Genomic DNA, 12618 nt, shown 5'->3' on the forward strand with positions numbered 1-12618 from the left:
CGGGAATGGGGAATCGGGATTTGGGAATCGGAAGAGCGGTTGGCAGGTGGCTGATCGTTCGGCGGATGCCGCTCTACGATTCCCCATTCCCGATTCCCGATTCCCTGCTCCACAGCAACATCGCATCGCCGTAGGAAAAGAAGCGATAGCGCTGTTCGATGGCGTGTTGATAGGCGGCGAAGATGCGCTCGCGGCCGGCGAAGGCCGAGACCATCATCAGCAGCGTGCTTTCGGGCAGATGGAAGTTGGTGACCATCGCATCGACGCTGCGGATGCGGTAGCCGGGCAGGATGAAGATCTGGGTTTCGCCGGCGAACGGCAGCAGTTCGCCCTCGGGCGCGGCATCGCTGGTGCGCCAGGCACTTTCCAGCGAGCGCACCACCGTGGTTCCCACCGCGATGACGCGGCCGCCGCGGGCCCGGGTGCGGCGCACCTGCTCGACCAGCGCGGCGCCGACGTTGAGCCACTCGGTGTGCATCACGTGCTGGTCGAGCGCATCCACGCGTACCGGCTGGAAGGTGCCGGCGCCCACATGCAAGGTGACATGGCCGAACTCCACCCCACGCTCGCGCAACCGCGCCAGCAACGCCTCGTCGAAATGCAGGCCGGCGGTGGGGGCGGCGACCGCGCCGACTTCGCGCGCGAACACGGTCTGGTAGCGCTCGCGGTCTTCCACTCCCGGCTCGCGGCGGATGTACGGCGGCAGCGGCAGGCACCCGGCTTCCAGCAGCCAGTGCTCCAGCGGTGTGGGGATCTCGAAGCGCAGCAGATAGAACTCGCCGTCGCGGCCCAGCACCTCGGCCTGGCCGCCGGCGTCCAGCGCGATCCAGCTGCCGGCCTTGGGCGACTTGCTGGCGCCGATCTGCACCCGCGCCTCGCGCTCGCCGAGCAGGCGCTCGATCAGGATTTCCACCCGCCCGCCACTGGCCTTTTGCCCGAACAACCGCGCCGGGATCACCCGGGTATCGTTGAAGATCAGCAGATCGCCCGGCTGCAGCAGCTCGGGCAGATCCCGCACCTGCCGGTCGACCAGCGCCTGCGGCGACGGCGGCACCACCAGCAAGCGGCTGGCCGCCCGCTCGGCCAACGGCGCCTGGGCAATCAGCTCGTCGGGCAGCGAATAGTTGAAATCGGACTTCTTCAAGGCCGCAGGATCGGATGGCTGAGGAGCCGCATATTGTAACTGCGGCCGGGATTGGAGATTCGGGATTGGGGATTCGCAGTGAGGCGGGGATTGGGGATTCGGGATTCGTAAGAGCAGGATCCGCGGACCGGAACGTTTAGGACGCAAGCGGCCCGCTCTTACGAATCCCCAATCCCCAATCCCCAATTCCCAATCCCGGCCCCTCACCGCTCAAACTTCGTTGACAAAATGATCGACGTCGTCGTGCGCTCCACGCCGTCGATCGCGCCGATGGCGTCGGTGAGCACGTCCATCTCGTTGACGCCGCCGACCACGCCCAGGGCGATCAGGTCGTAGGCGCCGCTGACCGAGTGCAGCAGGCGTACCTGCGGGATGTCGCGCAGCGCCTTGACCACGGCCGGCATCTTCTTGGGCAGCACGGTGATCAGGATATGCGCGCGGATGCGGCCCTGTTCGTAGGCGTCGTGGGTGCGCACGGTGTAGCCGCTGATCACGCCGTCGCGTTCGAGTTTTTCGATCCGGCTCTGCACGGTGGTGCGCGACAGCCCGAGCCGGCGCGCAATCTGCGCGGTGGAGGCGCGCGCGTCCTCGCGCAGCAGCGACAGCAGGCGTTCGTCGGAGGGAGTGATTTTCACTTTTGCCCAATTGGTTCGTCGATTCGACGAAAATACCCGACTTCCTGCCCGGATTCACGCTGCCAAACGCCGATCTTCTGCCGATAATAGGAAGGGAACGCCACCTTGCAGGAGATGCGCCATGTCCGTCCTCGCCCCGCTCGCCCCGCTGCGTGCCCACGCCGGCCGCCGCCTGACCGATGGCCTGGACGATGCCAGCATCGCGCGTCTGGCCGCCAACCACCCGGATCTTGCACGCGCCATCGACGCCGCGGCCGCCGAGTACGCGCAGGTGCGCGCGGAGGCCGCCGACCTGCTGGACCTGGACGAAGACGCCCAGATCGGTGCGGTGCAGGACGGCTTCATCAATTTCTATGCCGACGATGCGGTGACCCCGTACGTGGCGCTGGCCGCGCGCGGTCCCTGGGTGATCACGCTCAAGGGCGCGGTGCTGTACGACGCCGGCGGCTACGGCATGCTCGGCTTCGGCCACACCCCCGCGCCGGTGCTCGAAGCGATGGCGCGTCCGCAGGTGATGGCCAACGTAATGACCCCCAGCCTGGCGCAGCGCCGGCTCGACCGCGCCCTGCGCGCCGAGATCGGCCATACCCGTGGCGGCTGTCCGTTCGCGCGCTTCATGTGTCTCAACTCCGGCTCCGAAGCGGTCGGTCTGGCCGCGCGCATCGTCGATACCAACGCCAAGCTGCACACCGACCCGGGCGCGCGTCACGCCGGTGCCAGCATCAAGCGCGTGGTGGTCAAGGGCAGCTTCCATGGCCGTACCGACCGCCCCGGCCTGTATTCCGATTCCAGCCGCAAGACCTACACCAAGTACCTGGCCAGCTACCGCGACGAAGACTCGGTGATCGCGATCGCGCCGTACGACGTGGCGGCGCTGCAGCGCGCCTTCGACGAGGCCGCGCGCAATCACTGGTTCATCGAGGCGGTATTCCTGGAGCCGGTGATGGGCGAAGGCGACCCGGGCCGCGCATTGCCGGCCGCGTTCTATGCCGCGGCGCGCGAACTGACCCGCCTGCATGGCAGCCTGCTGCTGGTGGATTCGATCCAGGCCGGTCTGCGCGCGCACGGCGTGCTGTCGGTGGTGGATTACCCCGGCTTCGAGCAGCTCGACCCGCCGGACCTGGAGACCTATTCCAAGGCGCTCAACGCTGCGCAATACCCGCTGTCGGTACTGGCAGTGACCGAACACGCCGCGCAGGTGTACCGCAAGGGCACCTACGGCAACACCATGACCACCAATCCGCGTGCGCTGGATGTCGCCTGCGCCACGCTGGCGTTGTTCACCCCGCAGGTCCGCGAGAACATCCGCACCCGCGGCGCGCAGGCGATCGCCAAGCTGGAAGCATTGCAGTCCGAGCTCGGCGGTTTGATCACCAAGGTGCAGGGCACCGGCTTGCTGTTCTCCTGCGAGCTGGCGCCGCAATTCAAGTGCTATGGCGCCGGTTCCACCGAAGAGTGGTTGCGCCATCATGGCGTCAACGTCATCCATGGCGGCGAGAATTCGCTGCGCTTCACCCCGCACTTTGCGATGGGCGAAGACGAACTCGATCTGCTGGTCGGGTTGATCGCGCGTGCACTGAAGGAAGGTCCGCGCCAGGCCCAGGCCGAGGCGGCCTGAGAGCCACCAACCGAACGTGGCGAGCCGTCCTCATGTGGTAGCGGACGGTGCGCAGTAACTTCGGTATCCGAGCGGTAAACGCTGAATCCCAGCACCGGCCGCGCCCACCTGTAGGTGAGCGCCATGGTTTTGCGAGTCGCTTGAAGCCAAGGCGACGCAGGCGGTACTTGCGCGCCTCGGACAGGTGCGCGGCCGCCCCGAAGCTCACCGCGCGCCCTTGCCGTCGCGCGCGGCGATGTGCTGCCCGGCCCGGTCAGATCGGCACGGCGCTCAGCTTGCGGCGCAGGTAATTGGTCACGGCCCGGCGTGGCGACTTGCCGCGCCAGGACGCCCAGCACAGGTGCGAGCCCACCGCGACGGTGCCGCCACGGTGGCCGAGCCCGAACCAGGTGCGATCCGGATGGAACGCATCGCGCGCCGGGAACACGATGCCGGCAAACTCGCCGGCGTGCGCGTTGTAGAAACGCGTCAGCCCGCGCGGGCCGGAGATCATCGGAATCTGCCGGTGGTCTTCCAGCATCTCGGGCGCATGCGTGGTGAAGATGTGCTCGATGAAGGCGCGCCAGAACGGATGCCCTGCCTCCGAGCCGAACACGGCGTTGCCGATCTTGAACTGCTCGTTGCCGGGCGCGCCCTCTTCGATCGGCAGCACGCATTGCTGTGCCAGTACGTCCGCGCCAAGCGTGCGCAGCAGCTTGTAGTCGGTGTCGAAATAGAAGCCACCGTAGCTGTGCATATAGGCGCAGCGCGCGATGTCGGCCTTCATCACGCCGAAGCGTATCGCCTCGTAGCGGTCGGCGAATTCCGGGAACGCGCGCCGCATCAGTGCGGAGTTGTCGGCGTCGTCCCAGACATGGCAGGTCCAGCCCGGCAACAGCCGCTGCAGGCGGGCCTGGATCTTGCGCTCTTCCCAAAGCAGGTGCTTGGTCGGCGCAGTGAGATGGAACACGTGGGGGATCATGGGGGCTTCTCGGGGCTGGGGGAACCAGACCTCCACCGAAGCACCGCACCGAAGTCGGCTACCCGGATGGAGCTCCGGTCAGCCGCAACAGTAGTCCCATTATTAGTGTGACGTAATTCACAATTTTAAATGGTTACGCCTGCCGCCGATTCGCATCATCAATCCAGAACCGAAGTTCGCTCACTGCCTCGTCATCCGGCACGGCGGAGCTCGCAACGCTGTTGTCCTGTGCCTCACTCCCAGCACCGGTCTGCGCGTCCCTTCAGGGTTGCGCTGCGCGGGCAATCGCGCGGTGCGATGCGCCCGGCTTCCTGCTCCACCAGCCGCTTGCCGCCATCGCTGCCGCGCTCCAGCTCGAACGCATCGTAGAGACGCCCGGTGGCGGTGCGCGACTCGTAACGCAACTTCTGGTTGTCGATGCGAAGCACCTGATAGAGCTGGGTGTCTTCGCCGACCGGACGCATGGTCTTGCGCGCCATGTCCGAGAGCCGGTACTGCTTGGGCCCGGCCACCGAGACCACGAACACCGGCGTCGCCTGCCCTGCTTCATCGCCGCGCCGACCGTAGGTGTGGTCGTGGCCCTGCAGCACCAGATCGACCTTGTGGCGGCGGATCACCGGCAGCACCTGCTCGACCAGCTTCTGGTTCTCGCGATCGGCGCGCGGGGAAAAGAACGGCTGGTGGATCAACACGATCGACCACGGGTGCGGGCTGTCGGCCAGTACCGTGTCCAGCCACTGCGCCTGTGCCGGGCCGGTGCCCAGATCCAGCACCGAGGTGCCGTCCAGCACGGCGATGCGCACGCCCTGATAGTCGAACCAGTAGCTGGTGCGCGCCGTGGCCGACGGCCCGTTGCGCGGCAGGGCGAAGGTCACCGGCCAGTGGTTGCCGAGCGTGCGCGTGGCCTGCGGGGTGTCCTCGCCCTCTTCGTGATATTCGTGATTGCCCGGCGCCGGTGCCACTGCGGTGCCTTCCAGCAACCAGCGCCCGGCTTCGAACCACTCGGCCCACTCGTTGTCGTCCTGGCCGTCCTTGCCGCTGACCAGGTCGCCGGCGAACAGGGCCAGCCGCGCGTCCGGTGCCGAGCGCCAGGCCTGGCGGATCACCCGCGAGACCAGGCTGAGGTTCTTGTTCTGGGTGTCGCCGAAGTACAGCAGCGTCAGCGGTGTGTCGGCGCTGGCGGCGGTGCGGAAATGATTCCACGCGCCCCAGGTGCGGTTGCCCTGCACGCGGTAGGCGTACAGCGTGTCCGGCTTCAGCCCGTCGATGTCGGCGCGGTGGTGGTGCGAGCTGCCGTTTTCGCTGGCCAGCGTGGCGGTGCTGGCACGGATGCGGCGCGGCGTACCCACGTCGGGCGAGTCGCCGGCAACCACCAGTTCCAGCCACGGCTGGTCGACGCTGGCATCGGTACGCCAGGCCACCGCGAAACCGGTCGCCGCCGCCTGCGCGGGCGTGGCGACGATGCGGTCCGGGAAGCCATCGGCAACATAGTGGGTGGAACCCGCCGGCACCTGGGTATTCGGTTCGGCGGCGCGCTCGGCGGCAAACGCCCGCGTGCCTGCCATCGCCCCCAGCAACAGCGCTGCAGACAGCGCCGCACGTGCCGCGCTCATGGCGCGCACTCTTTCAGGCGCAGCACGCGCGCGATATCGCGCCAGTCGAATGCCGCCACCGCCTGGTCGTCGTGCAAGGCATAGAACACCCCGCCCGGAAAGCGCGCATCGCCGCGTTGATCCAGCCACACGCCGTCGGTATTGGCAGTCACCCGGCCAGCGAAGGCACCGACATGCGCCAGGCTCTGGCGATCGAATACCTGGAACACGCTGCGGTCCTTGAACTGATCGGTGGCGATCCAGTAGCCGCTACCGTCCTTGCACGCAAACAGCGTCATGCCTTCGGCCTGCGCCTTGAACAGGCCGCTGCCGACATTGCGGCCGCGATAGCGTCCGTCCATGCCGTATTCGCGCAACTGCGTGCCCACGGCGACATCTTCTTCGGCAATCATCAGGCGCGCATGCGCTTCATCGCCGAACACCGACTCGGCAATGCGCACTGCGCCCGCCTCGCTGGTATCGCCGAAGCTCTGCGTCAGCCGCGCCTGCCAGCCCTGCCCTGCGTTGTTCAACTGATAGCGACGGAAACGCTGACCGAGTTCGGCCAGCGGCGGCGGCACATCCTTGTTGGCCGGCGACATGTAGTTGTCGCTGACCACCACCTCGTAGCCGCCATCGTGCTTGCGCACCCACAGGCCGTAGGGCTCGCGCAATTCGTCCTGGCCGAAGCTGGCCAGCGGCTTGAAGTCGGGCAGCGCAAACACCTGCACGCGGTGGTTGTCGCGCTCGACCACGAACACCAGATCGTCGACCACCGAAATCCCGTTCGGGCGATCCAGCTTGCCCAGGGCCTTACCCTTGCCGCCGACCACGCGCAGGCGCTTGCCGCTATCGCCATCGAACACCACCAGCGCATGCGTGGCCTTGGCGGTGGCGATCAACCAGCGGCTGCCATCGGGCGCACTCCAGCTGGCCGGCGAATCCAGATTGTCGGCCGGGGTCAGCGCGGTGATGAAGGCTTCCGGCACCACCTGGTGCGCCACCTTGGCCTCGCTGAGCAAGGGGTCCTTCAGCAATGCCTCGTCGGCTTCGCGGTCGGCCGGTGCGCTGGCGCAGGCGGTCAGCGCCAGCGCGCTGGCGAGCAGCGTGGTGTGGAGTAACGTTGTGTGGAGCCGCGTGCGCGTTGCGATCACAGTGCCACCTTCAGGCCGAGCGCATAGGTGCGGCCGTATTCTTCGTTCTGCAGCGTGCGCGAGGGCACGCCCTGGTACAGCTCCAGCGGTTCGTCCAGCAGGTTCTGCGCTTCCAGATACAGGCTGACGTGGCTGTTGAATTGGTAGTTCATGCTGAAATCCAGCTGGGTATGCGGGGCGACATAGATATCGTACGCGCGGCTTTCGCCGATGGTGTCCAGATACTCGCTGCGGTACACCGCCGCAACCCGCGCACTGAAGCCGTATTTTTCGTAGCCCAGGTGGCCGCTGTAGATGCGCTTGGACGAGCGCGGCAAGGTGAAGTCCTCGCCGGCGCGATCGCTCAGGCCGGGATCGAAGTCGCTGTCCAGCACGGTGGCGCTGGCGCCGACCAGCAGGCCGTTCCAGCCTTCGGGCAGGAAGTCCAGCGCCTGCTGCCAGTTGAATTCGGCGCCACGCACCTTGGCGGTGTCGCCGTTGATCGAGCGCGTGACCTGCAGGTCGGGGAACTCGGCATCGTTGGTGCTGATGGTCTGCACGATGTAGTCGTCGATCGACTTGTTGAACACGCCCAGCGAGATCAGGCCGGTGCTGCCGATGTATTTTTCGAACGACAGGTCCAGGTTGGTGGAGCGATACGGATCGAGATCGGGGTTGCCGACGTTCACCTCGTTGTCGCCGCGATTGATGCTCACGCGCGGGGAGACATCGCCGAACGCAGGCCGCGACAAGGTCTTGTTGGCGGCAAACCGCAGCACCCAGTCGTTGCCGGTGTCGTAGCGCAGATGCAGGCCAGGCAGCACGTTGGTGTAGCTGCTGGACGCTTCGCGCGGCGTCACCGTGGCGGTGCGGCCGTTCTCGGCCACGTCGACCTGATTGCCGGTGGCGTCGAACTGGGTGTTTTCCACGCGCACACCGGCAATCGCGCGCAGTGCGCCGATATCCCAGGTGCCCATCACATAGGTGGCGAACACGTCTTCGGTGGCCTTGTAATCGTCCTGCAGCGAGGTCTGCAGATTGCCGCCGACATCCTGCGGGCGCGCACTGTACAGATTGCCGGAGGTGTTCCAGTAACGGCGCATGCCGTCCGAGCCGATGCTTTCGCCCAGGGTACCGCCGCGGTGTTCCGGCGCGGCGGTGGTCCAGTCGCTCAGATCGATCGCCGGCCCGCGACGCAGCTCGCTTTCGTCCACATTGACATCGCGCTCGCGCCAGCGGCCGAGCACACCCATCTTCAGGCTGGAATGCTCGCCGTCGAAGCGCACGTTAATCTGCGCGCTGCGCTCGCTGTCGTCCACCCGCTTGGGCGCAAGCACGAAGCGGTCGAACACGAAAGCGTCGTTGCTCTGCCAGCCGTTGTCGGAAAAGCCCAGGCGCGGAATGCCGCTGTTCTGGTCGACCGTGGCCGACAGATCGTCGCCGTCATAGTTGAAGCGCGCCTCCATCTCGTCGTTCACGCGCTCGGTAGTCTTGGTGTAGCCCAGCTTGTAATCCACCGTGGCCGCGCTCAGACGGTTTTCACCGCCCACGCTCAAAGCCATGGTGTCTTCCTTCTTGGTGCGATAGCGCACGCGCTTGGAGATGGAATCGGCCGGCAGGTCGGCCACCTCGTAGGTGCCATCGCCATTGGCGCTGACCTGGCCATCGGCCAGGCCGAAGATGGTGCGCTGGCGGGTTTCGGCATCGTCGAAGCGGCTGTACAGCGTGCGCAGGTAATAGCGGTTGTCCGCGTCGGGGCGCCAGTCCAGATTGAGGTTGGCGCCCATGCGGGTGCGCTCGATGAAGTACTTGCGGCGCTGCACCTCGCCGGCGAACAGATCGTCGGCCGCACCGCCGTCGAAGCTGTCGTAGGCCACCTCGGTATTGTCAGATTCGAATTCGCGGTCCTGGTAGTTCACGCCCACTGCGACGCCGAAGGTGCCGTCGAAGATATCGCTGTAGTTGAACGCGCCCTTCGGGCTGGTCTTGCCCGATAGCGACTGGTGGCTGCCTTCGACCGAGCCGCGCAGCGTGCGGCCATCGCGATCGAACGCGGAAGTGGACTCGACCTGGATCGCACCGCCGATGGAATCGCCCGGCATGTCCGGGGTCGGCGACTTGACCACCTTCAGGCGTTCGGTGGAGTCGGACGGAATCACGTCCAGCGGCGCCGAGCGGGTGCCGTCTTCCGGCGTGCCCATGGTCATGCCGTCGATGGTGACGCTGTTGAGCGCCGAATCCAGGCCGCGGATCACCACGAAGCGGCCTTCGCCCTGATCGCGGGTGACGCTGACGCCGGGCAGGCGCTGCAAGGATTCTGCAACATTCTTGTCAGGGTAACGGCCCATCGCATCGGAGGCCACCGCATCCTGGATCGCATCGGAGCCACGCTTGAGATCGACTGCGCGCACCTGCGATTCCACCTGCGGGCGCACTTCCAGGCGCTCCAGATCGATGGCCGCCGCGCCGGATGCACCGGTGGCAGCTGCCGCACCCTCGGCCGCCTGCGCAAGCGGGCTCCACGCGGCCGCCGCCAACGTCAGCGTGATCGCCAGGCACAGCGGAGTCTTGTTCAACACGGGTGCTTCCCCAATCGGTTAAGAATGGGTGGGCACACTATGTCTACGACGTTTCACTGACATGACATATGCAAGCGCGATCACGTGCAATGTGTGGCGACGCTGCCGCCGGCTGCGGCACACTGTGGGTCTCTCCCGCCTGTCGCTGCCCATGAAAATCGTCGAAGTGCGTCACCCCCTCGTCCAGCACAAGATCGGTCTGCTGCGCGATGCTGCCTTGAGCACCAAGGGCTTCCGCGAACTGGTCACCGAGCTGGGCACCCTGCTGGCCTACGAGGCCACCGCCAATCTGGACACCGAATCGCACGTGCAACCCGGCTGGGCCGGCCCGGTGACCGTGCAGCGGATTGCCGGCGCAAAAATCACCCTGGTGCCGATCCTGCGCGCAGGGTTGGGCATGCTGCCCGGCGTGCTGGCGCTGATCCCGGCCGCGCGCGTGAGCGTGGTCGGCCTGCAGCGCGACGAAGAAACCCTGCAGCCGGTGCCCTACTTCGAACGCCTCACCGGCCGCCTGGAAGAGCGCGATGCACTGATCCTGGACCCGATGCTGGCCACCGGCGGCACGCTGATCGCCACCATCGACATGCTCAAGCGCGCCGGCGCACGGCGGATCAAGGGCATCTTCCTGGTCGCCGCACCGGAAGGCCTCAAGGCACTGGAAGCCGTGCATCCGGATGTAGAGGTCTACACCGCCGCGATTGACGACCACCTCAACGACAAGGGCTACATCCTGCCCGGCCTGGGCGACGCAGGCGACCGCATCTTCGGGACGCGGGTGGAGTGAGCTGCGGAGGCTTGACGCCCCTCTGCCTGCGGGGCGAGAAGACACCGCTTGCACGCCATTGGCGCGCTTGCCTTGAAGCGCCCGCGCCGCAAGCGCGGGCCGGGGTGCGCAGTGGGGGTTGGGGTGAAGGTCCGTCGAGCGAAGCAGTCGGGGAGTCACTTCTGACGGCGCGTGGCGACGCGTTTGTCATTGCCGGCATTGGTAGCTCCCCGGAGGCGCACCCTCATCCGGCGCTACGCGCCATCTTCTCCCGGTGGGAGAACGAACAGCCGCGGCGTCGTTCGTTGCGTTGAAAAATGCCCACCTCAGCGCGTCGACGCCTCGATCGCCGCACTCACATACACCAGCGGCGCATTCCAGTTGATTGCCACCTCGTTGCTGGCATAGCTGCAGGTGTTGTCCAGGTACGACAGTGCCGGCAGCCTGGAGGGATACGCCACCTTGCAGTCCTTGGCGTCCTGCTGGCCCGGTTGCGGACCACCGGCCAGCCAGCCCGGCACCGGGGCGTCGATGCCGTCGGCCTCGGAGGGGCGGTGGTGGATATGCATCGGGCTGCGCAGCCCGACGCCGGTGACGAACGACAGGCCCAACGGATTGCGCCCCAGGATGTAATCCAGCTGCGACTGCGCGGCATCCAGATACGGCCGCTGCCGGGTCAGCCGATAGCCCTGCATCAGCATCATCGCGCGGTTGAGCACCACCGCATTGCTGCCCCACACGAAGTCGGTGTCGCTCATCGCCAGACGCCAGGGCGAGGCCTGCCACTCATCGGCAAGACGCTGTGCCAGGCCGGTGATCTCACGGGTGATGCGTGCGCGATCGGCATGCGGGGTGAGCCGGTCGCGATGTTCGGCCAGCGACATCCAGGCCAGGCCGCTGACGTTGCTCCAGCCCGGCACGCTCGCCGGTACGTTGCGCGCAATCATTGCGTCGTAGAAGCCGTCCTCGCGCGTGCTCACGTACAGCTCGGCCGCAGCCCAGGCGAATTCGTCGTCCACCTGCGCATCGTCATAGCCGCCGGTGCGTACGTCGTCGGGCTGGCGATAGATCACATCCGGGTGTTGCTGCGCCCACGCCCAGGCACTGCGCGCGGCGTTCAACATGCGCGCCGATGCGCCCGGATACTGCTTGTCGAACGGCGCATAGACGCGGCTGGCTGCCGCCATCACTGCGGCGAAATCCAGCGTGGCGGCGGTGGCCTTCATCACCACATAGCGTTGTTGCGTGGCCTGCGCGGGCATCACCAGTCCGTCGAACTGCTTGTCGGTGAGCTTGTGGTACACGCCGCCATCGGCCGGGTCCTGCATGGCCAGCATCCATTCCAGATTCCACCAGGTCTCCTGCAGGATGCCGGGCACGCCGGGCGCATCGTCAGGGATGGTCAAGGCCTGCGCCTTGAACAGCGCCGGGTATTGCTCATAGGCGGCCAGCAAGGTGTAGGTGCTGATGCCGGAATTGACGATGTACTTGTTGTAGTCGCCGGCGTCGTACCAGCCCTTGGGCGCACTGATCACGCTGTCGGCCGGGCGCGTGGCCGATGCCGCCGAAGGGTGGATGCGCACCTGCGTATCCGGATGCCCGGCCGCGCGCGCATAGCGCCCGGCGAACTGCGCCGGCAGCGCAGTACTGGCGCGATTGAAATAGAACGCCTTCAGCGATGCGTCGAGCACGGGCCGATACGCGCTGGCCGCGATCGGGAACGGATCGGACGCCGGCTGCCCGTCGATCTTCAACCGGTAGGTACCCGGCGCGCGCAGGCTGGAGAAATCCGCCACCCGCGCCTGCTGGCCGGCCGGCGTCCACAGCGCGGCGGCCTGCAGCTTGCCCTCCAGCACCTGGCGGCCCTGCGCATCCTCGACCGTGAAACGGTCCGCGGTGGGCGCCGCGCCTTGCGGCAATCCGAGCACCGCAAGCTTGGCCGAACCCGGCAGATAGCCGAGCTGATTAACGTGGATGGCAGCGTCCGTTGCCGCGGCGGTCTGGTCGCCGGTGGTGTCGGCCGCGCAAGCGGCGATGGGCGATGCGATCACCATGCCGGTGAGCAGAGTCTGGAAAATGTTCATGTCGCGATGGTCGCTGCATTGGCGCAGGGCGACAAGTCCAATCCAGGCATAGGCAACCGCGTGGAAATGCATCGCTGCAGTCGCGTGCCTGCATCGATGGAGGCGACCA

General features: G+C 66.7%; 9 protein-coding genes. 2 read left to right on the forward strand and 7 right to left on the reverse strand.

Annotated features, from left to right (window positions below; translation table 11 throughout):
- Positions 1-73: 73 nt before the first annotated feature.
- Both queA and DGN21_RS11865 read right to left on the reverse strand, forming a co-directional pair.
- On the reverse strand, positions 74-1144 hold the full coding sequence (gene queA, locus DGN21_RS11860; RefSeq protein WP_104576070.1) for a tRNA preQ1(34) S-adenosylmethionine ribosyltransferase-isomerase QueA: 1071 nt from the start codon (positions 1142-1144) through the stop codon (positions 74-76).
- Between the two features lie 203 nt (positions 1145-1347).
- Positions 1348-1779, reverse strand: a complete 432-nt coding sequence (locus DGN21_RS11865) for an Lrp/AsnC family transcriptional regulator (RefSeq protein ID WP_016903291.1) — start codon at positions 1777-1779, stop codon at positions 1348-1350.
- Between the two features lie 121 nt (positions 1780-1900).
- On the opposite strand from DGN21_RS11865, the gene DGN21_RS11870 reads away from it, so the two are divergent.
- Positions 1901-3397 carry an aminotransferase class III-fold pyridoxal phosphate-dependent enzyme gene (locus DGN21_RS11870; RefSeq protein ID WP_104552596.1) on the forward strand — a complete coding sequence of 499 codons (1497 nt, stop codon included), beginning with the start codon at positions 1901-1903 and terminating at the stop codon, positions 3395-3397.
- A 253-nt stretch (positions 3398-3650) separates the two neighbouring features.
- Here the strand turns inward: DGN21_RS11870 and DGN21_RS11875 are convergent, their stop codons facing one another.
- The 4 genes from DGN21_RS11875 to DGN21_RS11890 all read right to left on the reverse strand — a co-directional run bounded on the left by DGN21_RS11875 (position 3651) and on the right by DGN21_RS11890 (position 9662).
- Positions 3651-4358: a glycosyltransferase gene (locus tag DGN21_RS11875; protein WP_104607926.1), complete on the reverse strand. Its 708-nt coding sequence runs from the start codon at positions 4356-4358 to the stop codon at positions 3651-3653.
- 233 nt (positions 4359-4591) lie between these two features.
- Positions 4592-5971 (reverse strand): metallophosphoesterase family protein, encoded by a 1380-nt coding sequence (locus tag DGN21_RS11880; RefSeq protein WP_126966030.1) that lies wholly within the window; start codon positions 5969-5971, stop codon positions 4592-4594.
- Complete coding sequence (locus DGN21_RS11885; RefSeq protein ID WP_126966029.1) at positions 5968-7104, reverse strand: phytase; 1137 nt, start codon at positions 7102-7104, stop codon at positions 5968-5970. The genes DGN21_RS11880 and DGN21_RS11885 overlap by 4 nt, the downstream gene beginning before the upstream one ends.
- Positions 7101-9662 (reverse strand): TonB-dependent receptor, encoded by a 2562-nt coding sequence (locus DGN21_RS11890; RefSeq protein ID WP_164738897.1) that lies wholly within the window; start codon positions 9660-9662, stop codon positions 7101-7103. The genes DGN21_RS11885 and DGN21_RS11890 overlap by 4 nt, the downstream gene beginning before the upstream one ends.
- A 151-nt stretch (positions 9663-9813) precedes the next feature.
- Between DGN21_RS11890 and upp the strand changes: the two genes are divergently transcribed.
- The gene (gene upp, locus DGN21_RS11895; protein WP_024940024.1) at positions 9814-10446 is read left to right on the forward strand and encodes a uracil phosphoribosyltransferase; all 633 of its coding nucleotides are present in this window, start codon (positions 9814-9816) and stop codon (positions 10444-10446) included.
- 305 nt (positions 10447-10751) lie between these two features.
- Here upp and DGN21_RS11900 read toward each other — a convergent pair whose 3' ends face one another.
- Entirely contained in the window at positions 10752-12509 is a 1758-nt protein-coding gene (locus DGN21_RS11900) for a glycoside hydrolase family 9 protein (RefSeq protein ID WP_126966028.1), read from the reverse strand.
- Between the last annotated feature and the right edge of the window lie 109 nt (positions 12510-12618).

This window comes from Xanthomonas sp. MLO165, from assembly GCF_018831305.1.
GTDB lineage: Bacteria > Pseudomonadota > Gammaproteobacteria > Xanthomonadales > Xanthomonadaceae > Xanthomonas > Xanthomonas arboricola.

Excerpts from the sequence above, each read along its gene's own strand:
- DGN21_RS11870 (WP_104552596.1), top strand. The coding sequence starts at position 1,901 with ATGTCCGTCCTCGCCCCGCTCGCCCCGCTGCGTGCCCACGCCGGCCGC.
- DGN21_RS11875 (WP_104607926.1), bottom strand. The coding sequence starts at position 4,358 with ATGATCCCCCACGTGTTCCATCTCACTGCGCCGACCAAGCACCTGCTT.
- DGN21_RS11880 (WP_126966030.1), bottom strand. The coding sequence starts at position 5,971 with ATGAGCGCGGCACGTGCGGCGCTGTCTGCAGCGCTGTTGCTGGGGGCG.
- upp (WP_024940024.1), top strand. The coding sequence starts at position 9,814 with ATGAAAATCGTCGAAGTGCGTCACCCCCTCGTCCAGCACAAGATCGGT.
- DGN21_RS11900 (WP_126966028.1), bottom strand. The coding sequence starts at position 12,509 with ATGAACATTTTCCAGACTCTGCTCACCGGCATGGTGATCGCATCGCCC.